A 26,522-nucleotide genomic window follows, 5' to 3' on the forward strand; every position below is an offset into this window, starting at 1 on the left:
ACGGCGTAGAGGGTAACGGTGGCCCCGCGGGCCCTCACATCCCGTGGCCGGCGGCGGCCAGCGCCTCGGCGAGCGCCGCCCGCCAGGACCGCAGCGGCCGCAGGCCGGCCCGGGCCGAGCCCGCCGAGGACAGCGCCGAGTACGGCGGCCGGGGCGCGGGTCGCGGATGGGCGCTGCTGTCGACGGGCCGCACCCGCGCCGGATCGGCGCCCACCAGCTCGAACACCGCCCGCGCGAGCTCGTAGCGGCTGGTGGCGCCCGCCCCCGCGGCGTGCAGCACCGGGCCGGGCAGCGTCTCGTCGACGATCTGCAGCAGCGCCCCCACCAGGTCGACGACGTAGGTCGGCGAGCCGACCTGGTCGGCCACCACGTCGACGGCATCGCCGCCGGCGGCCTTACGGCGCATCACCGCGACGAAGTCCCCGCCGTCGCGGCCCTCGTAGAGCCAGGCGGTGCGGACGACGCGCGTGTCCGGCAGCGCCGCCAGCGCCGCCCGCTCGCCCGCCAGCTTCGTCCGGCCGTACGCCGAGATTGGCGCCGGCTCGTCGTCGACGTCGTACGGCCGGCCCGCCGACCCGTCGAACACATAGTCGGTGGACAGCTGCACGAGGCCGGCGCCGGCGGCCGCGCAGACCCGCGCCACATGGCCCGGCCCGTCCCCGTTGACCCGCTGGGCGCCGGCGGGGTCGGCCTCGGCGGCGTCCACCTGCGCCCACGCCGCGCAGTTCACCACCACGTCGCCCGCCCGCACCCGGTCGAACCCGGCGGCCGGATCGGCGACGTCCCACTCGGCGTGGCTCAGCGCCGCCACCTCGCGCCCGGCGGCCCGGGCGTGAGCCGCGAGCGTCCGACCGACCAGGCCGGCCGCACCGGTGATGACGATCCGCGGCGACATGGCGGCAAGTCTGGCACGCCGGTCCCGGCTTACACCGCGCGCGGCGCGGCCCCCAGTAGCCTGAACTGATGCCTGCCGACGTTGCGCACCGCACCGCCGTCGGTGCCCGCGGCGTGGTCCGCGCCGCCGCCACGCTGCTCGCGCTCGCCATCGTGGTGAGCACCGGGGTCGCGTGGAGTCGCATCCGGTCGTTCGAGGACGGCATCAACCAGATCAGCAGCCCGCTGTTGGGCGAGGGCGGCGAGGACGGCGCCGTCGACATCCTGCTCGTCGGGCTGGACAGTCGCACCGACGCGCACGGCAATCCGCTGTCGGCGGAAGAGCTGGCGACGTTGCGCGCCGGCGACGACGTCTCCACCAACACCGACACCATCATCTTGGTCCGCATCCCGAACAACGGGCGCTCCGCGACCGCCATCTCGATTCCCCGCGACACCTACACCGCCGCACCGGGTCTGGGGAAGACGAAGATCAACGGCGTCTTCGGGCAGGTGAAGGCCGAGCGCATGACCGAGCTCGTCGAACGGCAGGGCGTCGACCCGGCGCAGGCCGAGCCGCGGGCCACCGAGGCGGGCCGCGAGGCGCTCATCGAGACGGTGGCCGACCTCACCGGCGTCACCGTCGACCACTACGCCGAGATCGGGCTGCTCGGCTTCTCGCTGATCACCGATGCGCTCGGCGGCGTCGACGTCTGCCTGAAAGACGCGGTGTACGAACCCCTTTCGGGTGCCGACTTCCCGGCGGGCTGGCAGAAGCTCGACGGGCCGCAGGCGCTGAGCTTCGTCCGTCAACGCCACGGCCTGCCGCGCGGCGACCTCGACCGGGTGGTGCGCCAGCAGGTGGTGATGGCGTCGCTGGCCCACCAGGTGATCTCGAGCAAGACGCTGTCCTCGCCCGCCACGCTGAACCGGCTGCAGGACGCCATCCAGCGCTCGGTGGTGTTGAGCGAAGGCTGGGACATCATGGACTTCATCGACCAGTTGCAGTCGCTGGCGGCGGGCAACGTGGCTTTCTCCACCATCCCGGTGATCACCGAATCCGGGTGGAGCGACGACGGCATGCAGTCGGTGGTGCGCGTCGACCCGGTCGCGGTCAAGGAGTGGGTGACCGGGCTGCTCGACGGGCAGGCCGAGGGCAAGACCGAGGAACTCGCCTATTCGCCCGACAAGACCACGGTCGACGTCCTCAACGACACCGACATCAATGGGCTGGCCGCGAACGTGTCGACGGTGTTGACCGACAAGGGGTTCACCGCGGGCAACGTCGGCAACAACGAGACCGGGGCGGTCCCCCGCACCCAGGTCCAGGCCGCCAGGGTCGACGACCTCGGCGCGCAGGCCGTCGCCAAGGACCTCGGCGGGCTGCCCGTCGTCGCGGTGCCCTCGGTGCCGGAAGGCACGGTGCGCGTGGTGCTCTCGGACGACTACGCCGGACCGGGCTCCGGTCTCGACGGCAGCGACCCCACGGTGCCGCTGGTGTCGGCCACGACGGAAGACGCCACCGCCACCGACGCGCCGCCGCCTCCCCCGGCCATCCTCACCGCGGGCTCCGACGACCCGGCCTGCGTCAATTGACCGAGACGCTCACCGGGCTGCTGCTGGAGCCGCTGGTGCGGTCGGACCCCGTCGGCCCGCGCATCACCTACTACGACGACGCCACCGGCGAGCGGATCGAGCTGTCGGCGGTGACGCTGGCGAACTGGGCGGCCAAGACCGGCAACCTGCTGCGCGACGAGCTGGGCGCCGCGCCCGGCACCCGGGCCGCGGTGCTGCTCCCCGCGCACTGGCAGACCGCAGCGGTGCTGTTCGGCATCTGGTGGATCGGGGCGGAGGCGGTGATCGGCGGCGGTCCGGCCGACCTGGCGCTGTGCACCGCCGACCGGCTCGACGAGGCCGACGCGGCGGCGGGCGGCGGCGAGGTCGCGGTGCTGTCGCTCGATCCGTTCGGCAAGCCGGTGCCCGACCTTCCGATCGGCGTCACCGACTACGCCACCGCGGTGCGGGTGCACGGCGACACCGTCGCCGCCGAGCGGAATCCCGGCCCCGCGCTGGCCGGGGCATCACCGGCGCAGGTCGCAGCCCAGGCGACCACGGTCGCCGAGGCGAGGGGCTACACCGCCGGCGACCGGATCATGTCGACCGCCCCGTGGCGCGACGCCGACGAGGTGGTGGCCAACCTGCTGGCGGTGTTCGCGGCGGGTGCCTCGCTGGTGCAGGTCGCCCATCCCGACGCCGCCGCGATGCCGCGCCGCCGCACCATGGAGAAGGTCACGGCGCTGCTGGCGTAGCGCGGCTCACCTCAGCAGTGCCCGCGACATCACGACGCGCTGGATCTGGTTGGTGCCCTCGTAGATCTGGGTGATCTTCGCGTCGCGCATCATCCGTTCGACCGGGAAGTCCTGCGTGTAGCCGTAGCCGCCGAACAGCTGCACCGCGTCGGTGGTGACCTCCATCGCAACGTCGGAGGCGAAGCACTTCGACGCCGCGGAGATGAAGCCGAGGTTGCCTTCGCCGCGCTCGGCGCGCGCCGCGGCCGAATACACCATCAGCCGCGCCGCCTCGACCTTCATCGCCATGTCGGCGAGCATGAACTGCACGGCCTGGAAGTCGCCGATCGGGCGGCCGAACTGCTTGCGCTCCTTGACGTACTGCAGACAGGCGTCGACCGCACCCTGGGCGATGCCGACGGCCTGGGCCCCGATGGTGGGGCGGGTGTGGTCGAGCGTCGCCAGCGCGGTCTTGAAGCCGGTGCCCGGCTCGCCGATGATCCGGTCGCCCGGGATGCGGCAGTTCTCGAAGTACAGCTCGGTGGTCGGCGAGCCCTTGATGCCGAGCTTGCGCTCTTTCGGCCCGACCGTGAAACCCTCGTCGTCGGCGTGCACCATGAACGCCGAGATACCGTTGGCTCCCTTGTCCGGGTCGGTGACGGCCATGACGGTGTACCAGGTGGACTTGCCGCCGTTGGTGATCCAGCACTTGGCGCCGTTGAGGATCCAATCGTCGCCGTCGGCCTTCGCGCGGGTGCGCATCGCGGCCGCGTCGCTGCCGGCCTCCCGCTCGGACAGCGCGTAGGACGCCATCGCCTCGCCGGCGGCGATCGACGGGAGCACCTGCTTCTTCAGCTCCTCGGAGCCGCGCAGGATCAGGCCCATGGTGCCGAGCTTGTTGACGGCCGGGATCAGCGACGCCGAGGTGTCGACCCGCGCCACCTCCTCGATCACGATGCAGGCGGCCACCGAGTCGGCGCCCTGCCCGTCGTACTCCTCGGGGACGTGGATCGCGCTGAACCCGGACGCGTTCAGCGCGTCGAGCGCCTCCTGCGGAAACCTGGACTGCTCGTCGACCTCGGCCGCGTACGGGGCGATCTCCTTCTCGGCGAGCGCGCGGATCGCGGCGCGCAGTTCGTCGTGCTCCTCGGGGAGCTTGAATGCGTCGAACGACGGATTTCCGGCCCAACCAGCCATCTCGGCCTCCTTGCGCGTGCGTGTCGCGAGCGAGCTACTCGTCGGTAACTTTACGCGTCCCCATCGGCGCCCAATAACCGGTCGCGCAGCGCCCGGTCCTTTTCCAGCACCAGGTCGGAGAGCTCGCGCTGGAACCGCTCGATGCGGCCGCGCAGCGCGGGGTCCGAAGCGCCCAGGATGCGCACCGCCAACAGGCCGGCGTTGCGGGCGCCGCCGATGGACACCGTGGCCACCGGGACACCGGCCGGCATCTGCACGATCGACAGCAGCGAATCCAGCCCGTCGAGGCGAGCCAGTGGCACCGGCACCCCGATCACCGGCAGCGGCGTCGCCGACGCGACCATGCCCGGCAGGTGAGCGGCGCCGCCCGCGCCGGCGACGATGACCTCGATGCCGCGGCCCGCGGCGCCGGCGGCGTAGTCGAGCATGCGCTGCGGCGTGCGGTGCGCCGACACCACGCCCACCTCGAACGGCACGTCGAACTCCGCGAGCGCCTGCGCCGCGGCCTCCATGACCGGCCAGTCGCTGTCGCTGCCCATGATCAGCCCGACGCGCGGACCGCCGCGGGCGGGCACATGCTCTTCGCGCACGCGCTCATCGGGTACCATGCGGGTCCCATCCGTCCGTCCACTCGGCGTGCGACACGAAGTACGCCGCCCGCTGGGCGCGTTCTCGCAGGTCCGCGATGTAGGCGTCGTCGACCGTGCGGCCCGGCTCGCCCAGCAGGTTGACGTGGCCGATCTTGCGGCCCGGCCGCTCGGCCTTGCCGTAGAGGTGCACCCGCACGTCCGGCATCCGCGCGAACAGGTGGTGCAGCCGCTCGTCGGTGCTCATCGCCGGCTGCTGCGGCGCACCGAGGATGTTGGCCATCACCGTCAGCGGTGCCAGCGGCGTGGTATCGCCCAGCGGATAGTCGAGCACCGCCCGCAGATGCTGCTCGAACTGGCCGGTGCGGGCACCGTCCATGCTCCAGTGCCCCGAATTGTGCGGCCGCATCGCCAGCTCGTTGACCAGCAGGCGGCCGTCGGGCGTCTCGAACAGCTCCACCGCCAGCAGGCCCACCACGCCCAGCTCGGCGGCCAGCCGCAGCGCCAGCTGCTCGGCCTCGGCGCCGAGAGCCGGGTCGATGCCGGGCGCCGGGGCCAGCACCTCCACGCAGATGCCGTCGCGCTGCACGGTCTCCACGACCGGCCAGGCCGCGCCCTGCCCGAACGGCGACCTCGCCACCAGCGCCGCCAGCTCGCGGCGCATCGCAACCCGCTCCTCCACCAGCACCGCGACCCCGCCGGCCAGATACCGCGCCACCGCCTCGTGGGCCGCCGCCAGGTCGTCGGTGAGGCTGACGCCGCGGCCGTCGTAGCCGCCGCGGGCGGCCTTGACCACCAGCGGGCCCCCGACCTCGCGCGCGAACGCCTCGAGATCGTCGGGACCGGTCACCGCCGCGAACCGCGGCACCGGCGCACCCAAAGCCGAGAGCCTGCGGCGCATCACCAGCTTGTCCTGGGCGTGCAGCAGCGCAGCCGGCGGCGGATACACCGGCACGCGCTCGGCGACCAGCTGCTCCAGGAGCTCCGGCGGGACGTGCTCGTGGTCGAAGGTCAGCGCATCGGCGCCGGCGGCGGCTTCCCGCAACGCGGCGAGGTCGGTGTGCGCGCCGATCACCACGTCGGGAGACACCTGCGCCGCCGGGTCGTCGGGAGAGACCGCGAGGATCCGCAGCGACTGCCCGAGCGCGATCGCCGCCTGATGGGTCATCCGCGCCAGCTGCCCGCCACCGACCATCGCCACCTTGGGGGTTCGACCGCCACGGGGATTCGACACCGGGACATGCTTTCATGCGGTCGACCCGCGGCCGGTGCGCGGGCCGTTGACCGGCCGCTACCGCGTCGCAAGCGCTCGCAGCTGGGCGTCCGGGGAGATCTGACCGTACACTCGCGTGCTGTGTCCTTCACCGATGCGACGATCGCGCGCCTGCCTCGCCCGATCCGCCCCTTCGCTGAGCGGCACCACGAGCTCATCAAGTTCGCGATCGTCGGCGCGACCACCTTCGTCATCGACAGCGCCATCTTCTACACGCTGAAGCTGACGGTGCTGGAGCCCAAGCCGGTGACCGCCAAGATCATCGCGGGCATCGTCGCCGTCATCGCGTCCTACATCCTGAACCGGGAGTGGAGCTTCCGGGACCGAGGCGGCCGCGAGCGGCACCACGAGGCGCTGCTGTTCTTCGGCGTCAGCGGCGTGGGCGTCCTGCTCAGCATGGCGCCACTGTGGTTCTCCAGCTACGTGCTGATGCTGCGGGTGCCCGAGGTCAGCCTCACCGTCGAGAACATCGCGGACTTCATCGCGGCGTACGTGATCGGCAACCTGATGCAGATGGCGTTCCGGTTCTGGGCCTTCCGCCGCTGGGTGTTCCCCGACGAGTTCGGCCGCAACCCGGAGAAGGCGTTCGAGGCGCTCACCGCGGGCGGCATCGCCGAGGCGCTCGAGGACCACCTCGAGTCCGGCCGCGGCGACGGCACCGTCACGCCGCTGCGCCGCGACAAGCGGCCTCAATCGCGGCGGCGGACCCCGGACCGGCTGTCGGACTCGTCGCCGCCCAGGGTGTCGAAAACCTCGTGATAGAGCAGCGCGTGGACCCGCTCCACGCGCGGGATGTCGGAGAACTCCAGCGGGTCCTGCGAGGCTGACTCGACGATCAGCGTGCCGGTGCGCAGGATGCGGTCGGTGAGGCCGTGCCGGAACTCGACGCTGTTGATCCGGGCGAGCGGGATGTCGATGCCGGCGCGGGTGAGCACCCCGTGGCGGTACATCACCCGCCGGTCGGTGATCACGAAGTGCGTGGTCGACCAGCGCAGCACCGGCCAGAGCGTCAGCCAGCCGACCACCACCAGCCACACCGCCCCGATCACCAGGGACACCACGCGGACGGCGGTCGCATCCCAGTCGAGGGTGTTGACCCAGCCGGCCCCGAAGGTCGCGAGCGCGGTCGCGAGCAGCAGCACCGCGACCGGTCCGACCAGCCGCTTCCAGTGCGGATGGCGGTGCAGCACCACCTGTTCGTCGGCGGCGAGCACATTGTCCGGGTAACCCACCCGGGCACTGTACGACCTCCCCGTCGCTCCGCTCGCCCCCGTACGACCCTCCCCGTCGCTCCGCTCGCCCCCGTCGCTCAAGCCCGACGCAGATGCACCACGTCGCCGGCCGCCACCGCCACGGTGCCGCCGGCGTCCTCGACCAGCAACCGCCCCGCGTCGTCGACATCACGCGCCGGCCCCACCACCTCGCGCCCGCCCGGCATCACCGCGCGCACCCGCGACCCGATGGTGGCGCTGCGGACCCGGTAGTCGGCGATCAGCCCGGCGCCACCCGCGGTCCGCCACTGGTCGATCCGCCGGGCGAGCTCGTCGAGCACAGCGAGCAGCACCGCGGTCCGGTCCGGCTCCTCGACCCCCAGCAGCAGCAGCGAAGTCACCGGCAGCGCGTCGGGATCGGTGATGTCCACGTCGGTCCCGGAAACGGTGATGTTGATCCCCATACCGAGCACCACCGTCGACGCCGACGCCACCTCGGCCAGCAGCCCGGCCACCTTGCGTCCGTCGGCGACGACGTCGTTCGGCCATTTGATGCCCGCCGTGACGCCGGCGGCGCGCTGCAGCGCGTCGACCACCGCGACACCGGCAGCCAGCGGCAACCATCCCCAGGCCGCCGCCGGAACGCCCGCCGTGTCGACGCCGACCGACATCGCGAGCTGCGTCCGCGCCGGCGTCGTCCACGCGCGGCCGTTGCGGCCGCGGCCCGCCGTCTGCTGCTCGGCGATCAGCACCGTGCCGCCGATCGGGACTCCGGCCGCGGCCCGCGCCACCAGATCGGCGTTCGTGGAACCCGTTTGCTGCACGACGTCGACGGAACGCCACGGGCCGCCTTCGACGCCCGCCCGGATCGCGGTCAAATCGAAAGGCGCGCACTGTGTCACGCGCGTCAGGATAGGACAGCAGCGCCCCGGCGCGAACTGCGCCGCTTTCCCGATATGTCTTTACACCACGGTGCTAGAGTCGCTCGCACCGCTGGTGGGAGACGACACGAGGAGGCTGCGGCGTGACCGACGCACCACCCCAGAAGAGGCCCAACGCGCTGTTGTCGCTCATCGTGTGGTTGCTTCCGCCAAGCCGCTTCAAGATCTGGGCGCTGCGCCGGCTGGGCAACACCATCGGCGAACGCGTCACGCTCGGACCCACCCTGGTGCTCAACTGCGGACCGTTCGAGATCGGCGACGACGCGGTCTTCTATCTCTTCAACACCTTCCGCAACCTCGCCCGCGTCCGGCTCGGCCGCCACGCCATCATCGGCTCCTTCAACCAGCTCACCGCCGCGCCGGACTATCAGCGATTCAGTCCCTGGGTCGGCTGGTTGATCCTCGAGGAGCACGCCGCACTGACCAACCGCCACTACGTCGACTGCTCCGGTCAGGTGATCCTCCACCCGTACGCGACCATCGGCGGCATCAAGAGCATCGTGCAGAGCCACGAGATCGACCTCGTCGACAACAAGACGACGCTCGGGCGGGTCGTGCTCGGCGCCTACGCCATGTCGGGTACCGCGGTGATCCTGCTGAAGGACGCGTATCTGCCGGAGCGAAGCGTGCTCGCGGCGGGCTCGGTGGTGCTCAAGCGACGGGAGGGCGCAGAGCTGCCGACGTCCACGCTGTACGGCGGCGTGCCGGCCAAGCCGTTGCGCCCGGTCCCCGACGATTTCGCGTGGTACCACCGCGAGAACCACGTCACCCCGGCGACGGCCTTCGACGACACGCAGTTCCGGCTGACCTGATTCAGTCGGTGGCCGGCGGAACGATGCCGGCGCGCTCGATGCCCGCGGACACCCGCGAGGCGTAGTACTCGTTACCCGCAGCGCTGAGATGGATGTTGTCCGAGATGACCAGTGACTGCAGGTCCACATCCGTGTACCAGCCCTCGGCCACCGGATCGATGACGCTCGCCTTGATCTCTGCGGCCGTGGTGTCGATGGCGGTGGACAGCACCGGGTAGTTCGGCGGTGTCGTCGGCTGCACGTAGAGCGGCTTGATCACGACGATGGCGGCCGCGGGCCATGCCTGCCGGGCGCCTCGCAGGTACTCCTGCATGCGCGGGATGGTCTCGGCCGGGTCGACGTCGAGGTCGTTGCGTCCGGCGTCGACGATCAGCAGGTCGACCGGATAGTTGGCCTGTTCGGCCGGCAGGCGTTCGATGAGACCGGGCAGATGGACGCCGTTGCGGTCCCGCGAGACGTACCCGGATCCGCCCAGCGCATCCAGGCGCACGCTCCAGCCGTACTTCTCCGCCAGCAGCTGCGGGTAGTCGACGACGCCGGGGGTGCCGGTCCCGCCGACGAACGAGTCCCCCACGATCAGGACATCGGTGCGCCGCGGCGCCGTGTCGGCCGCATGCGCCAGGTCCGCCGGGAAGCTCGGCGTGTGCGGCGCAGCCACGGGCGGTGCGTCGGGACGATCGGCGGTCACCCGGTGCCAGCCGGTGACTCCGAGAGCGACGAGCACGAGACTCAGGGCGAGCACGGTGGCGTGCGTCAGCCCGGGAAAACGACGCCTGGTCATGGCTACCCTTCTGGCGGTCACTGCTTCGCCGCGCCGCAGCCATTCACCGCGGGAGTGCCGCCCCGGCAAAGAATCCAACGCCGGCCGCGTCCTGTCAAGGAGTACCTCGCGCAGGCGTCGACGCGAGACGCCGCCGCCGACCGAACCCGAGGCGTCCTTCACTCGCATTTGATGACGGAACCGACGAATCTTTCGGCAACCAGCGGTGAGCTGGATGTTTGCCGACCGCCGACCGGCAAGCACTCGGCACGTGTTCGTTGCTGAACCGCTACGGTCCGAGACGCGCCGCTCGGCGTGTGTCACGAAAACAGAGGCTGGCCTGATCCTTGTGCAGTCCGCCGCAAATCCAGCAAATATATTGCGGGGACGGTTGCTTCAGAAAGAAATACGGACAGGTCGTCGCAAGACCTGTCCGCGCGGGCTTCGCCAGGGACCGGCCACGCCGGTCTGACCTGCCCCTCCCTCCCCGACAGCGAACGCGCGCCGCACAGCGCAATGCGACGTCTCACGGCCCGCAGCCACGGCCGGCCGGTCACGCGGAGTGCCGCCGGGCAACCGGAAATCTCAGGTGACGGCGGTCGCCGCAAAACGCACGGTGCCACCGGCCGCTGCCAGGGCAGCCGGTGGCACCGGTCGACGGCGGCTCAGACGTACATCGTCTCCCGGGTCGCGGTCTCCTTCGCCTGGTTGACGACGACCCCGATCACCGGCGTGTCGAGCGTCGCCATGGCGGTGTGCATGTTGCCCAGCGCGGCCCCCGTGGTGCGGCCGGGGCGTACGACGATGAGGACCGCGTCGGCGACCTCGGCGATCATCTGCGCCTCGGCGGCCTCACCGAAGGCCGGACCGTCGATGATGATGAAATCGACCCGCTGCTTGAGGTCGTTGATCGCCCGCCGCAGGCCGCGCTCGGTGAACGCCTGATTGTCGTCCCGCAGCGGAACGTAGGTCACCCCGGCGACGTCCAGCTCTCCGCCGGCCATGGCGCTGCTGTCCAGCCCAGGCTTACCCAACCGGTCGGCGTCGATGAAGCCGACGTCGTGGCCCCGATCCGCGAGCGCCTTCGTCAGCGCGGCCGCGACCACCGACTTGCCGTCGGCACCCTGCACGCTGGTCACCGCCATCGCCGGTGCCCCTGAGACGCCCCCGAGCTGGCGCAGCAGGTGGTCGACGTTGATCGAGAGCCGGCGCGCCGCCTCGGCGAACTCCGCCGACTCGTCGTAGGTCTGGGCGACGGTCGCCGTGTCGAGCGCACGCGTGATGGGAAGCGACCCGATGACGGGGCGGCCGGTCAGCTCGTCGATCTGCTTGCGCGACCTCACCTTGTTGTCGTAGCGCTCGAAGAACCAGACGAGCAGCAAGCCGATGACCAGTCCGCCGACGCCACCGGCGGTGGCCAGCATCCACAGCTTGTATCCGCCGCGCTGGGCGTCGTCGGCGTTGGCCGCCCGCACCACCAGGACCAGCGGCGGCACCCCGGGATCGTTCTGGACGTTCTCGACCTTCGCGACGTATTCCCCGAAGACGTCACCGTAGGCGTTGGCGATGTTCGCCGCTTGCTGTGGGTTCGGATCCTCGACCGACACGGTGATCAGCACCGTGTCCTTGACGATGGCGGCGCTTACGTGGTCGGTGAGTTCTGACGGCGTCTCCGAGAGGTTCAGCCGGTCGATCACCGACTGCGCGAGGTCGTCGCTCTCGAACATCTTGACGTAGCTCTGCGCCCGCTGCCGCGAGAACAGGTCGCCCTGGTAGGCACTGGCGGAGCTCTTCACGTCGGGCGCCCGCAGGAACAAGTCGATGGTTGCGGTGTAGTCCTTACGCTGCTGGGCGTTGTAGATGCTGACGCCTACCAGTGCGACGACGATCGGGATCAGCAGCGCCGGCCAGCGCCGCCGCACCACCAGCCATGCGCGCTTGAGCATCTCCATCAGGGCTCCATCCTTTCCACGGCACTCATCGCCGGCTGGACATTCACGATTCGACCTCGATCCGCTCGAGCGCGTCGGACTCGAACACCAGGATTCCGCCGATGTCGACGCTGGAGGCCAGCGCCAACAGTCGTTGGGCGTCGAGCACGTCGTCGCGGGACGCCCGCGGCGGACAGACCAGCGCGTGCGCGCCCGTGCAGGACGCCAGGTCGACGGCGTCGGTGGACTCCAGGACTGCCGGCCCCACCACGAGCACCGCGTCGAACATCGCGGACAGGTCGTCGATGACGGTGCGCATCGCCGGCCCGGCGAGCGCGGCGGTGACGTTGGCCGGCGCGGCGCCCGCCGGCAACACCCCCAGTCGACCGGTGTCGTCCCGGACGATCGCCGATCCGAGGTCCGTCCTGCCGGCGAGGACGTCGCCCAGGCCCGGCCCGGAGCGGCCCTCGACCTGCTGGGTGAAGTCGGCCATGACGACCACCACGCTGGTGCCGACCTCGGCCATCGCCTTTGCGAGCTGCACGGCCGTCTCGAAGACCACCGGCGTTGACCGCGGTGCGGTCAACAGCGCCTTTCCGTTGGCGTTGCCGTGCAGGGCGGCGGTCAGCGACACGCGCAGGAACCGGGCGTCGGAGCCGACGTCCATGACTTCGCCGACCTCGTTGCGCTCGTTGAGCGTCAGGACGCCCAGCAGGTTGCCGACGTCCTCGGCCGACGCTTCGCGCCGCTGCTGGCGGGTCTCCCGGAACGCGACCCAGGTCAATCCCACGATGAGCCCCACGGCGCAGCCGGCCAGGATGTTGGGGACGACGCGCGGGGAGATCGGCGAGGTGGGCACGTCGGCGGCGCGCAACACCAGCGGCTGGATCGGCGACACCGAGTTCGACGCCGGCCGCTCCAGCTCCTTGATGTACTCGCTGAGCTGCTGCGCGACCGCGTCGGCGATCTGCGCCGCGCGCGGGCCGGAACTGTCGCGTGCCTCGACGGACAGGATGACGGTGTCCGGTATCGACCGCGTGGTGACGTGCGCGGCGAGCTCGGAGGGAGTGGTGTCGAGGTTCAGCCGCTCGATCACCGGCTGCAGCACGCCCGGGGTGTCCGCCACCCGTTGGTAACTCGCCATCCGCATCTGGCTGAACTCGTCGCCGAAGGACGTCAACCGCTGTCCGGCGTTGGGGTCGCCGACCGATGTCGAGTCGTTCCAGTCCGGCGTGGCGACGAAGATCTGCGCGCTGGCCGAATAGGTCACCGGCAGCAGCAGGTTGAGCCCGGCGGCGGCGACACCGCCGAGGAGCAGGAAGATCAGCAGCGTCGCCCACCGTCGGCGGGTGATGGCGAACAGATCGCGCAGTTCCTGCATCACGAGCTCCTGTCGCCGAGCGGGGTCGCCAAGCCGGCGCGCTGGATCGCGTCGGCGATCCGGTCCGCGTAGTACTTGTGTCCCTCGTTGCTCAGGTGGACCTTGTCGGAGTACAGCAGCGAGTCGAGATTCTCGACGTTGAACCAGCCCTCGGCGACCGGATCCACCACCAGGGCGTTGTTCTGGGCGCCGACGCGGTCGAACGCCTCGGACAGCATCGGGTAGTTCTCGGCGACCTTCGTGGTGGCGTAGGCCGGTTTGATCATCACGATCTTGGCGTCCGGCCACGCCTTGTGGACGTCGGCGACGTAGCGCTCGATCTCCGGGATGACCTCCGACGGATACACCCCGAGGTCGTTGCGTCCGGCGTCGATGACGATGTAGTCGGCGTCGAACGAGGCCCGGTCCTGGGCGAGTCGCTCGCCGACGCTGGGGATCTTGCGGCCCTCGAACATCTTGGAAACGAAGCCCGAGCCGCCGACGGCGTCGACGCGGACGTTCCAGCCGAACCGTTCACCGAGCACCGTCGGGTAGGTGACGATGTTCGGGTCCCCGTTGCCGCCGGCGAACGAGTCGCCGATCACCAGCAGCGTCGCCGGCCGCACCATCCGCTGGTCCGGTGGCGCCGCCAGGTCGCCGACCAGCGACGAGTCATCCGCGTTCGCGCGCGAGCGGTTGGCGCGCTCGACACCGTAGTAACCGAGCCCGGCCACGGCCGCCACCAACACCAGGATCGCTGCGGCGCGACCGAGTTTGCCCATCACCATGTCGTGCTCCGATCCGTCCTGCTCCAGGGTGCGCCGCGCCCGGCTGCTGCGCTGCACACCGTCGCGACAGCGCCGCCGTGACGCCCGTCGCCGCTACACATGGGTCATCTGCTTACTCGGCGCTTCGGCGCCCGCGACGGCGGCCTGACCGTTCACCGGCCGGCCGTCGCCGTCGGGCCGCGGCGGTGCTCTGTCGGGGACCGCCCCGGTGGCCGCGGCGCTGTCTTCGCGTCGGGACCGGCGCGTCACGTAGAAGGCGCACAGCAACGTGAAGAACAGGTACGGCGCCGCCTGCAGCAGCGATCCGCGCAGCAGGATCAGCATGTAGAACGGCAGGATGCAGCCGAGGATGCTCGGCATGCTGTAGAGCGCCAGCTCCCGGTTCAGCTTGCTGTCCCAGCGGTGCAGGAAGAAGCCGCAGGCAAACATCGCGAGCACCAGCACCACCCAACCCCCGTTGAGGAAGAACTCGATGAACAACGGGGCGGACAGGTTGGTGAAGGGGTAACCGCGGCCGTTGGCGATCAGGATGCCGGTGTCGTAGGCCTTGCCGGTCCAGATGGCGCGCGGGATGAAGAACAGCATGACGCCGAGGATCTGGTTGCCGACCTCGATGCCGTCGCGGATGCCGACGGTGTAGCCGTTGATGATCTGCGCGAAGGAGTCGTAGTCGGGCGTCAGCAGCGACTCGATGGGGTTCGACAGCTCGACGTTGGCCTCGGCCGAATACCGGAAGGCGTCTGCCTGCGGGAAGATCACGAGGAGGCCGATCAGGAAGCCCCAGGCGGTCAACCGGAATCGCAGGCTCGTCGCGAACAGCCCCGCCGCCGCGATCACCGCGAGCACCGCGGTGCCCGACAGGTAGCGGGGATTCGACACCGGGTTGAGGCTGTTGGCCAGCAGCACCCCCACCACCAGGATCAGGATGAGGTTGAGGTTCATCCGCGCCTTGGATTCCGGCATGCCCCGGCGCGCGGCGATGCGGGCCTCGCGCCGGTACCGCACCAACGCCACGCAGCTGACGATGAGGCTCATGTAGGAGCCGGCGCGGATGAAGACCGCCAAGCTGAGCGGCGACCAGGCCGCGGTCAGGGCCTGCAGGGCGTCGTCGCGGCTCTTCATGAACTGGATGACGCCCACCTTGGACAGGTAGTACAGGTTGAGCGCGATGGTCAGCACGGTGAGCACCATCAGCCGGTTGTAGTTGATGGTCATCTTGAGGTCCGCGCGCACCGCGCCGCGGCGTTTGGGCTGGGGATCGTACTCGGGTCGCCGCCGGATCAGCTGCCGGTCCAGGCCCACGCCGATCAAGAAGGCGGCCATGCCGACCAGCACGATGATCGCCGCCCAAAGCGCGTAGGTGCTGTCGGTGCGCGGCACCGTGACGGGCCAGGAATCGCGGAAGAGCTGCGCGAGCGGTGCCAGGCCGAGGAAGGCGTAGGTGAAGGACCAGAACATCATCTCGAACAGCCGGCGTTCTCCGGTGCCCATGATCCAGGAGAACCGGCCCGCCGCGATCATCGTGATGAGCAGCGGCCCGATCCAGGTCGGGTCGCGGGGGATGGGCGTCAGCTGCGTCAGGTACAGCGGCGCCAGCACGCCCATGACCACGAAACTCCACAGCCCGATGAGCGCCGGGTTGGGGCTGCGCGGCACCCACCGGCGAACCGTCACCGCGTGCAGCCGTCGCGGCAGGGTCGTCGCCGGGCGGACCGCGACGAACGGCCACGAGCCCTTCGCCGTGCGCTGCCCGTCGGCACCGACGTGGCCGTTGGTCGCGGCGGTGGAGCCGACCGGCGGCGCGGCGCGTTCGATCCCGTTCAGCACGGTGGTGTCGTCGCTCAGGCCGGCGAAGTCCGCCGCGACGTTGAGCGGCTCGATCGGTTCGGCGCCCGCGGCGATGTCCACCGACGCCGCCCGCGGCCGCGGCCGCCACGGGGTGAACCAGGCGTAGGACACCCCGGCGACCAGCACCGACGACAGCGCGATGCCGATCGCGACGCCGACTCCGGACTTGAACGCCCAGGCGGTGATCGCGACGCCGGCGAGCATGGTGACCGACAGCGCGACCTTCAGGCTCAGCGCCGACCCGCTGCGGTTGAACGTCCGCAGGTAGATGGCGAGCGCGACGATCGCCGACGCCGACACGTACTCCAGCACCATGAGCGGCAACACGTCCTGCGCGAGCGTCCAGGACTCCCCCAGCAGCAGGTAGCCGACCTTCGACGGAAGCAGGAACAGCAGCAGCCCGACGACCGTGGTGGCGAACGCCACCAGCACCGACAGCCGCACCAGCGCCTGCCACACCTGTTTGGGCTGCGCCGATCGCCGGGTGCTCTCCGGGATGAGCACCAACTGCACGGCGGTGCCGAACATGCCGATCGGCGCCAGCAGCGCCGTGGCGCCGCGCAGTGCGGCCGTGGCGGTGGCGGTCGCCAGCAGCGTGGTCAGGCTCAGCAGCAGGAAGACGGTGACCTGCTCCAGACCGGCGTCGAGCCCGTAGCGCACCCGGTGACCGAGGCCCGCGCGCAGCCAGGCGGCACTGCCCCGCAGGCCGGGCAGGATCCGGACGTCCGATGCGAGCCCGAGGAACGCCAGGACGCCGAGCGCGCCCCAGCCGGCGAGCAGCACGGTGGTGGTGACGACCTGCGGAACCAACCACGTCGCGACGAAGGCCGCTACGGTGCCCACGCACCACACGCCGTCCCAGATCGCCGCGACGTGCGGCCGGCCCTCGGCGATCAGCACGTAGCGCAGCACGTCCTGGGCGACGACGAACGGCGCGGCGACGCCCAGGCACAACGCCGCCGTGCCCAGGCCGCGACCGAAGACGATCATCCCCAACCCCAGCAGCGGGCCGATGATCAGCGCGGCGGTCAGGGCGTAGGAACCCTCGCGGCGGATCCGTTCGCGGGATTGGTCGGCTTTGAGCAGCAGCGGGGTCCCGAGCATGCCGCGCAGACACCCGAGGACCGCGACGAGCGCCGTCATCAGGATGGTGATCGAGCCGAACTCCTGCGGAGTGGACGCCACGGCCACGGCGAAGATGATCACGCCGTTGCTGGTACTCGAGAACAATTGGTCGAGCACGCCCGAGAGTGCCCGGCTCCGGCGTCCGGTCCGCGCGGGCGCCATCAGTCCCGGCTCCGCGAGTCGGCCCACAGCTCTTCGAAGCCGCCGATGGAGTCGGTCAGGCCGTGGTTGGAGTAGACCTCGAACGTGGCGTAATTGCCCTGCCACTGGCTGATGCGGGCATCCTCGACGACGCGCTCCTGACCGTCGGGCAGGTGCAGCTTCACCCTGGCCCCGTCGATCTCCGCCGACACGGTGTAGGCGGTGCGGCCGTCCTCGACGAGCGGCTCCTTGTGGTCGCCGGCGGCGATGATCTCCAGCGGCGTCTGCTCGTCCTTGCCGACGGCGAGGTTCCAGTTGACGGCGGTGACCACGAAGTGCAGCGGGATCGGCGGCACCGGCCACGGCAACTCGCCGCGCACACCGCGGGAGATCAGCAGCGTCACCGCACCGTTGGTGCCCTGTCCGGGGTAGAAGACGAACCGCGCGCCGAGTGCGTTCACCGGGGCGCCCATGTTCGGCGTGCTGTAGTACGCCGCGCTCACGTCGTTGGTGGTCGGCTTGTAGGTCAGTTTGCCGTCGCGGACCACGAAGTTGGATCCCGGATCGGTGGCCGACTGCGAGGTGGTCGCCGGCTGCCCGGTGTCGAACGCCGACGGCGGGGCGCCGTCAGCGGCCTTGGACACCTCGAGCGCCACCCGCATCCCCTCTGCGGCCTTCTGGGCGGGATCGCGCAAGAACCCCCACCACAGCGCCACAGCGAGCACTGCCGTCAACACCACGGCGAGCACGATGCCGGCGATCCGCGAGCCGTCGCGTTGCAGGTTCACGCGGAAGACCCCCTATGTCCGGACAACACAGCACCGTAAACCTGTTCCAATTCCCGACCGACGCCGTCGATACCCAACTCGGCTTCGACGGCTGCACGCCCCCGCTCGCCCATCGCCCGCGCGGAGGCAAGGTCCGACAATAGCTCGGTGATTGCCTCAGCGAACGATTGTACCGACCCGTCGACGACAACGCCGCAACGATGCCGCTGCACGAAAGGCGCAAGACCACCGTCGCGACCGATGACGACGGGCACCTCGAGCGTGAGCGCCTCCAGGATCGTCATGGCGAACGGCTCCCGCACCGCCGGCAGCACGTAGACCGACGCGCGCGACATCCGGTCCAGCGCCCGTTCGGGGGGCACCGGCGGCTCGCGCCGCAGCGCATCCTCACCGAACCCGCGAGCCCGCGCCTGCTCCACCACCGCGTCCACCGCCGTCTCCGCGCCCTCCGGCGGCCCGACGACGCTGAAGCACGCGCGCACGCCCGCCGACAGCAGCTGCAGCGCCACCTCGGCGAACACCTCGGGCCGCTTGCGCTCGTGCAGCCGCGCCATGAACAGCACCTCCGGTACGCGGTCGCGTTTGCTGTCGGCATCCGGCGGTATCTCCGGCATGGGGACGCCGTTGGGTAGTAGCCGGACTTTCACGCTGTCGCCGCCGACGCCACGCAGGTCGTTCTCCTCACGTTCGGTCAATGCCAGGACGGTCGCCGCATCCCGCAGCAGCCGGGACGTCCAGATCCGGTCGACGGGAGCCGACAGCGGGTGGCCGCCGGGCCGGATCATGCCGTGCGTTTGGAACACCATCGGCATGTGCCGCCGCCGCAGTTGGAAGGCGGCCGGCACCACGACGAGATCACGCGCCAGGTGGACGTGCGCGATGTCGAACTCGTGGGCGTTGGCGGCGATCCACGGCCGCATCGTCGGCGCCCAGGTACCGGCGTAGCCGAAGCCCGGCACGGCCGTGCGGGCGGGGAACAACTGCACGGGGACGTTGCCAATGCGGTCGGGCAGCGTGTCGTACCCCCTGGCTCCGGCGGCGATGGTGACGTCGTGGCCGAACGAGCGCATCACCTCGGCCTGGTTAACCGCCACCCGCACCGGACCGCCGTAGGCGCCGTCCGGCGAGATCAGCGTCACCACATGGAGGATCTTCATCGCTGCTGCCGTCCGGTCGTCGGCCTCATACCGTCGGTCGCCGTCCCCGCCGCTAAAGCGGCCGCGGTGTCGTCGAGCACCGCGGTGATCAGCGACTCGTCGAACCGGGACGGGTAGAACGACGCGTTCAGGTGCAGCTCGGAGCCGATCCGCACCGGCGACAGCGTGATCTGGTGAGAGCTGTTCACCGCGAGCATGCTGACGAAGACCCGCGGCTGGGCGTCGTCGAACGGCAGCTGGTCGATCGCGTCGCGAACGGTGTTGTCGGTGACGCAGATGCGGGCGTCGGTGCTCGCCGACGCCTGCTGCAGCCGGTCGCCGGGCCGGCGGGCCAGGCGGATCAGCGAGGACGCACAGTAGCGGGTCAACGCCTTGCCCCCGGTCGTCGCCTCGGCCAGGGCCGCGGTCATGGCGGCCGCGTCGGCGGGATCGGTGACGTCCACGACGGTCGATCCGACGAAGTTGCCCAGCGTGCCCACCTCGGGCGGAAGGTGGCGGCGCAGGTCGACCATGAACTCCACCGCCGGCTCGAACGTCACGCCGTGGCGCCGCAGGCTCTGCAGGAATGCCGTGGTGTAGCGCGCGGCGGTCGAGATCCGGCCACCCGCCGGGTCGTGCGTGCCGAGCGACGCCCGTCGGTGCACCGTGACACTCTGCTCGCGAAACGGCACGGGCGGCGCGGCGTCGGCGGCTGCGGGCGGGCGCGAGCGGGGCAGCCGCGGCAGCGTCCGCAGCATGCCGGCCCGGCGCCGGGCGGTGGTGTGCAGGACGGCGCGGGCCAGCGGATGCCGGGTGAGCGGGCCGGTGTGCAGCAAAGCGGGGTGGGCCTGCGGGGCCGTCAGCGCGGCAACGGTCCGCAGCATGAGCCGGCTGTCGCCGAGACCGTGGTCGAAGCCGATGAACAGCCAGGGATGCGCGAGGTGGATGCGCAGCGGGACGGTCGCGGCGGCGTCCGGGATGACGGCGGCCATGGTGCGGGCCGGGTTATCGGTGTCCAGGTCGACGGGACCCTCGGTGACGACGGCGTCGTCGCAGCGCGGATCGAAGGCCCACCGCCTCGTCGATCGCCGCGGCTGCAGCCCGATGCGGTAATCCGGTCCCCCCGCCGCCAGCGCCCGCAGCCGCTCGCGGATGTCGGCGGCGCTGCCCAGCGTGCGCAGCGGGCCGATGAGGTAGCGCGACTGGTATCCGGCGAAGAAGGTGTCGGCGCGACTCGTCGACACGGTGATGGAACCCGCCGTGGTCCTGACCGTCGCCGCCATGCCGCTCATGCCGCCCCCGGGCCCTGATCGCGCAGCGAATAGCACCATTTCTCGTAGTGGTCGATCGCGGTGGCGGTGTCGAGTGTCGAGCGCGCGTACTCCTGGCCGGACGCGCCCATGGCGCGCGCGGCGTCCTCGTCGCCCACGATCGCCCGGACCGCGTCGAGCAGCGCCGCCGGATCTCCGGGCGGCACCAGCACACCGCCGCCCGAGTTGCGGATCTCGTGGGCCGCGCCGCTGCTGGCGTCGGTGGCGGCCAGCACCGGCCGGCCGCTGCTGAAGTACGAGGTCAGCTTGCTCGGCACGGCCATCTCGCCCACGCCCGGCTTCTCGTTGACCAGCAGGACGTCGGCCGCCTGCAGCACGCGGGTGAACTCGTCGGCGGGCAGCGGGTCGACGAAGTCGACGGTCGGCACGCCGTCGCCCTGTCGTTCGAGCGCGCGGCGCTGGTTGCCGTCGCCGATCAGCACGAACCGCACGTCGCCCGGCGCACCGGCGGTGTCGTGGGCGAGTTTGCCGGCCGCTACCACGTTCTCCAGGCCCTGCTTGGCGCCCATGTTGCCGCTGTGCACGACGATCGTCTCGTCGGGCCGCCAGCCGTACCGGCGACGTACCTCGTCGACGGCCAGCCCGGTCGGCGCGGTGATATGGGTCCAGTTCCGGTTGACCGCGATCTTGTCGCGGTCGAGCCCCAACCGGGTGATGACGTCGACGAATCGCTCGTGGATCACCGAGACACCGGTGGCTGCGCGCAGCACCCCGGCTTCGAACCGCGCCGCCGCGCCGGCGGTCCGTCCCCCCATCGCGCCCGTCTCGACGACACCGCTGGAGTAGAGGTCCTGCACGATGATCCCGACCGGCACCCGCCGCAGCCGCGCCTCGGCGATCACCGCGGCGGAGGCGAGCAGGGACGGGCTGACGGTGATCACGAGATCGGGGCGGCGCCAGGAACTCCGCAGCACCGCCTGGGCGAACGACGCTTCCAGGACCACCCGGCCGCGAGGCGTCAGCCGCGCCGGGACGTGGTGGCGCACCCGGTCGACGGTGACGCCGTTGATGTGCTCCGACCGCCGGCGCCATGACCGGTAGGCGTCGGCGATCCGCCACTCCGGATAGTGCGGCAGCCCGGTGATGACCTGGACCTGGTGGCCCCGCTCGGCCAGCCCTTGTGCCAGCCCCGTGGTGTAGGGCGCGATCCCGGTGACCTCGGGGTAGTAGTTGATACCGGTGATGGTGATCCTCATCGGCGGCACACCTTCTCCGCACACGTTCAGCGGTGACGGGTCTCGATCTCGTTCGGCTGCGTCGACGCTCGTCATGTCGCTCCCGGGCAAGTCGACTGTGGAGTCTTACCCGCAAATCGGTCGGTCACCCATTCGGCGACCGCCGGACCGGGCATCAGGTCCGCGTGGCCGGCGTTCGGATCTTCGCGGTGCTCGATGATCCCGCCCAACCGACAGCTGCGCGCGACCGCGAGGGTGACCCAGTCGGGCAGGATCGTCTGGTCGCGCAGCCCGTTGAGCACCAGCATCGGCACCGTCAGCGGCCGCTGCGGCAGCGCGATGCGGCGAAGCGCGTCCGTCAGGACGTTGGCCTCGACGGTAGTGGTCGGCCCCACGTCCGTGGGGCGGATCGTCTCGCCGCGCAGCCGGTTCGCCTCGGGGTTGCAGCCGACCAGCTTCGGCAGCCGCTGCAGCGCGGCGCCGCGCACGTACGTCGCGATCGAAATCGACGGGTCGTACCGGGACAGCCCGTCGATCACCATGGGCGTCACCATCAACTGCTCCTGGCTCAGGCGCTTCTCGTAGGCCAGCTCCGACAGTCCGACGATGTCGGCGGCCGGCGACAGCGCCACCGCGCCGACCAGCTCCAGGCCGTCGCCGTAGGTTCCGTTCAACTCGGCGGTGGCCCAGGCCGCTTGACCGCCCTGGGAGATGCCGTACGCAAGCCACCTGGTGGAGACCGACGGATACAGCCGCCGCATCGCCCGCACCGCGTCGACGGTGTTGAACGCCGCGGTCTTCGGCTCCAGGTACGGGTGCCGGCCGGGCAGGCCCAACCCTTCGTAGTCCGACAGCGCGACCGCGTATCCGACGCTGAGCACCGCCTTGACGGCACCCCAGTAGCCGAACAGGTCCTGGCGCGACGACAGGTCGCAGTCGGTGCCCAACCCGGTGGTGCCGTGCGCCAGCGCCACGACCGGCCAACCGCCCTGCGGCGGTTCACCTTTGGGGAGGAAGAACGAGCCGGAGACCTCCGTCTGCGCGCCGGTGGCCGCCGACACGGAGCGGTACGTCGCCCGCATCGGCGCTTCGGTCGCGTCGCGCAGGTCCTCGGTGAGGTCGGTGAACGGCTGCTGCGCGACGATGTCGCCGCGCCGGCCCCAGACCTCGGGCGCGACCGGCGCCGGCGGGACGACGATCGGCGGGTCCGCCGCGAGTTGCTCGTCGGACAACGTCGTCGAAGCGGGCCGGCTGTGCTCCAGCAGCGAGCAGCCGGCGACGACGGCCGCCAGCAGCAGGAGGGCCGTCCCCGCCCGCAGGCGGTGGACAACTGCGGTGAGACTCATCGATGGTCGCCGCTCAGGTCCTGACCGTCTCGCGGTGACCTCGGAACCAGCCGACGGTGTCGGCCACTCCGTCGGCCAGCGAGATCGCGGGCGCCCAGCCGGTGCCGCGCAACGTGGAGACGTCCAGCAACTTCCGCGGGGTGCCGTCGGGTTTGCTGGTGTCCCACTCGGTGGTGCCCTGGTAGCCGACCTTCTCGGCGACCAGCTCGGCGAGTTCCCGGATGGTGACGTCCTCACCGGTGCCGACGTTGACCTGGCCCGGCCCGTCGTAGTGCTCGAGGAGGTGCAGGCACGCCGCGGCCATGTCGTCGACGTGCAGGAACTCCCGGCGAGGACTTCCGGTGCCCCAGTTGATGACCTTCGGCTCCCCGGCGATGCGCGCGGTGTCGTAACGCCGGATGAGGGCCGGCAGCACGTGCGAGGTGGTGTCGGAGAAGTTGTCTTCCGGCCCGTAGAGGTTGGTCGGCATCGCCGATATCCACGGCAGCCCGTACTGCCGCCGCACCGCCTGCACCTGCAGGATGCCGGCGATCTTCGCGATCGCGTACGCGTCGTTGGTCGGCTCGAGGGTGCCGGTGAGCAGCGCGTCCTCGGGGATGGGCTGCGGCGCGAACTTCGGGTAGATGCACGACGAACCCAAGAACAGCAGCCGTCGCGTGCCGTATTGCAGCGCGGCGTCCATCACGTTCACCTGGATCTGCAGGTTGTCCGAGAGGAACTGCACCGGCGCGGAGCTGTTCGCGAGGATCCCACCGACGCGTGCCGCGGCCAGGACGACCAGCTGCGGACGGTGCTGGGCGAAGAAGTCGAAGGTCGCGGCGCGGTCCGTCAGGTCGAGTTCGGCGTGGGTGCGCAGCAGCAGGTTGTCGAATCCGCGGGCCTGCAGCGCCCGGCGGATCGCCGAGCCGACCATCCCGCGGTGGCCCGCCACATAGGTGGGCGCCGAGGGGTCGAGGGGGTGGGGCGGCCGATGGGCGTTCGTCACGGCGTCAGCTCCTCGACGCGAAGAGTGGGGTGTCGATCCACGGGGAGCCCTGGCAGGCCAGCGCGGCGATGTCGGCGTCCACCATGATGCGCGCCAATTCGAGCGCGTCCACGGTGGCACGCCAGCCCAGGTCCCGTTCCGCCTTGGACGCATCGCCCACGAGCGCGTCGACCTCGGTGGGCCGCAGGTACCGGTCGTCGAAACGCACGTACTCCTGCCAGTCGAGGCCGGCGTGGCTAAAGGCGGCCGTCAGGAATTCCCGGACGGTGTAGCGGCCGCCGGTGGCGAGCACGTAGTCGGTGGGTTCGTCCGCCTGCAGCATCAGCCACATGCCCTCGACGTACTCCGGGGCGTATCCCCAGTCGCGGACCGCGTCGAGGTTGCCCAGATACAGGTAGTCGTCCAGGCCGGCCTTGATGCGCGCCACCGCCCGGGTGATCTTGCGGGTCACGAAGGTCTCTCCGCGTCGGGGCGACTCGTGGTTGAACAGGATGCCGTTGACGGCGAACATGCCGTAGGCCTCGCGGTAGTTCCGCGTGACCCAGTACGAGTAGACCTTCGCGGCGCCGTACGGCGAGCGTGGATAGAACGGCGTGTTCTCGTCCTGCGGCGGCGGCGAGGCGCCGAACATCTCCGAACTCGACGCCTGGTAGAAGCGGCAGTCGACCTGACCGATCCGGACCGCTTCGAGCAGCCGGATGGACCCCATGCCGGTGGTGTCACCGGTGTGTTCGGGCTCGTCGAAGCTGACTCTGACGTGGGATTGCGCGGCGAGGTTGTACACCTCGTCGGGTGCGATCTTCGACAGCAAGGTGACCAGGCGCGCGCCGTCGCTCAGGTCGCCGTAGTGCAGGAACAGTCGCGCGTCCGGCTCGTGCGGATCGACGTAGAGGTGGTCGATGCGATGGGTGTTGAACGTCGAGGACCTGCGCACGAGTCCGTGCACCTCATAGCCCTTGTGGAGAAGCAGCTCAGCGAGATACGACCCGTCCTGTCCGGTGATACCCGTGATCAGAGCCTTCTTGATAGCGCACCCCTTTGGTGATGATGACGACGCAATACGACAACGGTGTCCTGCCAAGCCTCTCACCGGCTCGCAGGTCGGGTCAGTAGGCGCCTTCGCGCCCGAACACCGCACCCACCGTCTTCAGAATGATCAGCAGATCACCGATCATCGACCAGTTCTCGACGTAGGACAGGTCGAGGCGGACGGACTCTGCCCACGAGAGGTTCGACCGGCCACTCACCTGCCACAGGCCCGTGATACCCGGCTTGACCAGCAGCCGACGCCGGACGTCGCCGTCGTAGTTCTCGACCTCGCTGCGCAGCGGCGGCCGCGGCCCCACCACGCTCATGTCCTGCTTGAGCACGTTGATGAACTGCGGCAGTTCGTCCATGCTGCATCGGCGCAACCACCTGCCGACGGGCGTGACCCGGGGGTCGTCGCGCATCTTGAACAACACGCCGCCCTCGAACTCGTTTCGGTCGACCAGCGTCTGCAGCTGCTTGTCGGCGTCCTCGACCATCGTCCGGAACTTCAGCATCGTGAACGGTTTGCCGTCCAGCCCGATGCGCTCGGCGCGGTAGAACACCGGGCCGCGGCTGGTGAGCTTGATCGCCGCTGCCGCCACCAGCAGCAGCGGGGACATGACGATCAGCGCCGTGAGCGCGAAGCAGAAGTCGAACGCCCGCTTGGCGAACCGCGCGGCGCCGTGGTACTGCGGCTTCTCCACGTGGATCAGCGGGAAGTTGGCCACCGGGCGCATCACGAGCCGGGCTTCGGCGATGTCCATCACCCCGGGCGAGACCACCAGATCCACGTCCATCGACTCCAGCTGCCAGGTGAGTGCCCGGATCCCGCGGACGCCGAAGTGCTCGGTGTCGGTGATGACGACGGTGTCGGCACTGCAATCGGCCACCGAGGCGATTGCCCGTACCTCGTCGCCCAGGACCGGGACTTCCTCGCCGTTGATGGTGATGGTCTCGCCGCACGGTTCCCCGTAGCCGGGGATGCCGAAGCCGACGACCCGGTATCCGCAGGCCGGGTTACGGGTCAGTTCGGTCGCCATCCAGGTCACCGCGTCGATGTTGCCGATCGCGAGGACCCCGTTGACGCAGTGTCCGCGCGCGCGGGCGCGGGACAGCCGGATCCGCCACACGTAGCGCCCGAGCAGCAGGCCCAGCGTGCCGGCGGGGAAGGCGACCGCCAGGTATCCGCGGGCCATCTCCAGCTGCAACAGCAGCGTGACGATCGCGATGGCGCCGAAGGTCCAGAAGGACGCGCCGACAACCCGGCGGTACTCCTCGATGCCGCCGCCGACGATGCGATGCGACCGCGTGCGGAAGATGGTGAGGGCCGACAACCACAGCAGCGTGAACAGCACCGAGAACCCGGTGAGCGGCTTGCTGGCCTGACTCTCGAAGTTCGGTGAGAGGCCGAACCGGACGTACTGGGCCGAGAAGACCGCAGCCGCGACCACGACGGCGTCGGTGACCAGCAGGCCCAGCACGTAGGTGTGCTGCCACCTGTTCCGGCGCTGTCCGACGCTCGGCTTCGCGGCGATGGACGTCACGGACCAGTTACCTCCCTCGGATTCCGGGCATGCCCGTCGCTGACTCAACGTGT

23 protein-coding genes are annotated in these 26,522 nt (G+C 70.6%); 4 read left to right on the forward strand and 19 right to left on the reverse strand.

Features of this window, described 5'->3' with window-relative positions:
* Positions 1-34 precede the first annotated feature (34 nt).
* Positions 35-895 (reverse strand): dTDP-4-dehydrorhamnose reductase, encoded by an 861-nt coding sequence (gene rfbD, locus LV457_RS04915; RefSeq protein WP_232169425.1) that lies wholly within the window; start codon positions 893-895, stop codon positions 35-37.
* Positions 896-963: 68 nt separating this feature from the next.
* Between rfbD and LV457_RS04920 the strand changes: the two genes are divergently transcribed.
* Together LV457_RS04920 and LV457_RS04925 are read left to right on the forward strand one after the other, a co-directional pair.
* Positions 964-2,469, forward strand: coding sequence for an LCP family protein (locus tag LV457_RS04920; protein WP_232169426.1), 1,506 nt, complete (start codon positions 964-966; stop codon positions 2,467-2,469).
* Complete coding sequence (locus LV457_RS04925; protein ID WP_232169962.1) at positions 2,457-3,182, forward strand: TIGR03089 family protein; 726 nt, start codon at positions 2,457-2,459, stop codon at positions 3,180-3,182. The genes LV457_RS04920 and LV457_RS04925 overlap by 13 nt, the downstream gene beginning before the upstream one ends.
* 6 nt (positions 3,183-3,188) lie before the next feature.
* Here LV457_RS04925 and LV457_RS04930 read toward each other — a convergent pair whose 3' ends face one another.
* The 3 genes from LV457_RS04930 to LV457_RS04940 are packed head-to-tail and all read right to left on the reverse strand — an operon-like array spanning position 3,189 to position 6,179.
* Positions 3,189-4,358 (reverse strand): acyl-CoA dehydrogenase, encoded by a 1,170-nt coding sequence (locus tag LV457_RS04930; RefSeq protein WP_232169427.1) that lies wholly within the window; start codon positions 4,356-4,358, stop codon positions 3,189-3,191.
* Positions 4,359-4,408: 50 nt separating this feature from the next.
* Complete coding sequence (gene purE, locus LV457_RS04935) at positions 4,409-4,966, reverse strand: 5-(carboxyamino)imidazole ribonucleotide mutase (protein ID WP_232169428.1); 558 nt, start codon at positions 4,964-4,966, stop codon at positions 4,409-4,411.
* Complete coding sequence (locus LV457_RS04940) at positions 4,953-6,179, reverse strand: 5-(carboxyamino)imidazole ribonucleotide synthase (RefSeq protein WP_308192162.1); 1,227 nt, start codon at positions 6,177-6,179, stop codon at positions 4,953-4,955. The genes purE and LV457_RS04940 overlap by 14 nt, the downstream gene beginning before the upstream one ends.
* 120 nt (positions 6,180-6,299) lie before the next feature.
* Here LV457_RS04940 and LV457_RS04945 point away from each other — a divergent pair, with 120 nt between their 5' ends.
* Complete coding sequence (locus LV457_RS04945) at positions 6,300-6,977, forward strand: GtrA family protein (protein ID WP_232169429.1); 678 nt, start codon at positions 6,300-6,302, stop codon at positions 6,975-6,977.
* Here LV457_RS04945 and LV457_RS04950 read toward each other — a convergent pair.
* Together LV457_RS04950 and LV457_RS04955 are read right to left on the reverse strand one after the other, a co-directional pair.
* Entirely contained in the window at positions 6,908-7,450 is a 543-nt protein-coding gene (locus tag LV457_RS04950) for a PH domain-containing protein (RefSeq protein ID WP_232169430.1), read from the reverse strand. The genes LV457_RS04945 and LV457_RS04950 overlap by 70 nt on opposite strands.
* A gap of 77 nt (positions 7,451-7,527) precedes the next feature.
* Positions 7,528-8,331 carry a biotin--[acetyl-CoA-carboxylase] ligase gene (locus LV457_RS04955; RefSeq protein WP_232169431.1) on the reverse strand — a complete coding sequence of 268 codons (804 nt, stop codon included), beginning with the start codon at positions 8,329-8,331 and terminating at the stop codon, positions 7,528-7,530.
* Positions 8,332-8,453: 122 nt separating this feature from the next.
* Between LV457_RS04955 and LV457_RS04960 the strand changes: the two genes are divergently transcribed.
* Positions 8,454-9,182, forward strand: coding sequence for a hypothetical protein (locus LV457_RS04960; protein WP_232169432.1), 729 nt, complete (start codon positions 8,454-8,456; stop codon positions 9,180-9,182).
* Position 9,183: 1 nt separating this feature from the next.
* On the opposite strand, the gene LV457_RS04965 is transcribed toward LV457_RS04960, so the two are convergent.
* The 13 genes from LV457_RS04965 to LV457_RS05025 all read right to left on the reverse strand — a co-directional run bounded on the left by LV457_RS04965 (position 9,184) and on the right by LV457_RS05025 (position 26,469).
* A complete protein-coding gene (locus LV457_RS04965; RefSeq protein WP_232169433.1) occupies positions 9,184-9,963 on the reverse strand; it encodes an SGNH/GDSL hydrolase family protein in 780 nt (259 codons plus the stop codon).
* Positions 9,964-10,607: 644 nt separating this feature from the next.
* Entirely contained in the window at positions 10,608-11,894 is a 1,287-nt protein-coding gene (locus LV457_RS04970) for a division plane positioning ATPase MipZ (protein ID WP_232169434.1), read from the reverse strand.
* A 43-nt stretch (positions 11,895-11,937) separates the two neighbouring features.
* A complete protein-coding gene (locus tag LV457_RS04975; RefSeq protein ID WP_232169436.1) occupies positions 11,938-13,254 on the reverse strand; it encodes a Wzz/FepE/Etk N-terminal domain-containing protein in 1,317 nt (438 codons plus the stop codon).
* Positions 13,254-14,078, reverse strand: a complete 825-nt coding sequence (locus LV457_RS04980) for an SGNH/GDSL hydrolase family protein (RefSeq protein WP_232169437.1) — start codon at positions 14,076-14,078, stop codon at positions 13,254-13,256. The genes LV457_RS04975 and LV457_RS04980 overlap by 1 nt, the downstream gene beginning before the upstream one ends.
* A gap of 36 nt (positions 14,079-14,114) precedes the next feature.
* Positions 14,115-17,156 (reverse strand): hypothetical protein, encoded by a 3,042-nt coding sequence (locus tag LV457_RS04985; RefSeq protein WP_232169439.1) that lies wholly within the window; start codon positions 17,154-17,156, stop codon positions 14,115-14,117.
* Complete coding sequence (locus LV457_RS04990; protein WP_232169440.1) at positions 17,156-17,923, reverse strand: hypothetical protein; 768 nt, start codon at positions 17,921-17,923, stop codon at positions 17,156-17,158. The genes LV457_RS04985 and LV457_RS04990 overlap by 1 nt, the downstream gene beginning before the upstream one ends.
* Positions 17,920-19,080, reverse strand: coding sequence for a glycosyltransferase (locus tag LV457_RS04995; protein ID WP_232169441.1), 1,161 nt, complete (start codon positions 19,078-19,080; stop codon positions 17,920-17,922). The genes LV457_RS04990 and LV457_RS04995 overlap by 4 nt, the downstream gene beginning before the upstream one ends.
* Positions 19,077-20,351: a hypothetical protein gene (locus LV457_RS05000; protein WP_232169442.1), complete on the reverse strand. Its 1,275-nt coding sequence runs from the start codon at positions 20,349-20,351 to the stop codon at positions 19,077-19,079. The genes LV457_RS04995 and LV457_RS05000 overlap by 4 nt, the downstream gene beginning before the upstream one ends.
* The gene (locus tag LV457_RS05005) at positions 20,348-21,586 is read right to left on the reverse strand and encodes a WcaI family glycosyltransferase (RefSeq protein WP_232169443.1); all 1,239 of its coding nucleotides are present in this window, start codon (positions 21,584-21,586) and stop codon (positions 20,348-20,350) included. The genes LV457_RS05000 and LV457_RS05005 overlap by 4 nt, the downstream gene beginning before the upstream one ends.
* 71 nt (positions 21,587-21,657) lie before the next feature.
* Positions 21,658-22,911, reverse strand: a complete 1,254-nt coding sequence (locus tag LV457_RS05010) for a lipase family protein (RefSeq protein WP_232169444.1) — start codon at positions 22,909-22,911, stop codon at positions 21,658-21,660.
* 13 nt (positions 22,912-22,924) lie between these two features.
* Entirely contained in the window at positions 22,925-23,896 is a 972-nt protein-coding gene (locus tag LV457_RS05015; RefSeq protein ID WP_308192163.1) for a GDP-L-fucose synthase, read from the reverse strand.
* 4 nt (positions 23,897-23,900) lie between these two features.
* Complete coding sequence (gene gmd, locus LV457_RS05020) at positions 23,901-24,923, reverse strand: GDP-mannose 4,6-dehydratase (protein ID WP_232169965.1); 1,023 nt, start codon at positions 24,921-24,923, stop codon at positions 23,901-23,903.
* A 79-nt stretch (positions 24,924-25,002) separates the two neighbouring features.
* Entirely contained in the window at positions 25,003-26,469 is a 1,467-nt protein-coding gene (locus tag LV457_RS05025; RefSeq protein WP_232169445.1) for a sugar transferase, read from the reverse strand.
* Positions 26,470-26,522: the final 53 nt, after the last annotated feature.

It is taken from the genome of Mycobacterium sp. MYCO198283 (assembly GCF_021213805.1).
Lineage (GTDB): Bacteria > Actinomycetota > Actinomycetes > Mycobacteriales > Mycobacteriaceae > Mycobacterium.